Source organism: Hydrogenovibrio sp. 3SP14C1 (assembly GCF_029625905.1).
GTDB lineage: Bacteria > Pseudomonadota > Gammaproteobacteria > Thiomicrospirales > Thiomicrospiraceae > Hydrogenovibrio.
On the sequence record NZ_JARTLM010000112.1, the window covers coordinates 1 to 273 of the forward strand.

1 protein-coding gene is annotated in these 273 nt (G+C 64.8%); it reads left to right on the plus strand.

What is annotated here, in order from left to right; translation table 11 throughout:
- A partial coding sequence (locus tag P8629_RS11850) for a Crp/Fnr family transcriptional regulator (RefSeq protein WP_278166322.1) occupies positions 1-273 on the plus strand: 273 nt, incomplete at both ends.

Below are 273 nucleotides of genomic sequence, written 5' to 3' on the forward strand. Positions count from 1 at the left end.
GATCGCCTGCGCCCGCGGTGCGGTGCGCGTGACCTCGACCTCGATCACGGGCAAGCAGATCACGCTGGACTACGTGGAGCCGGGCATCTGGTTCGGCGACGTGGCCATCCTGGACGGGGACAAGCGCACGCACGATGCCTATGCGCACGGCGAGACCACGCTGCTGTGCGTGTCCAAGACCGACTTCAAGAAAATCCTGTCCATGCATGTGGAGTTCTCGGAAGCCATGCTGCGCCTGCATGCACGGCGCATCCGCCAGCTCTACGGCCTGGT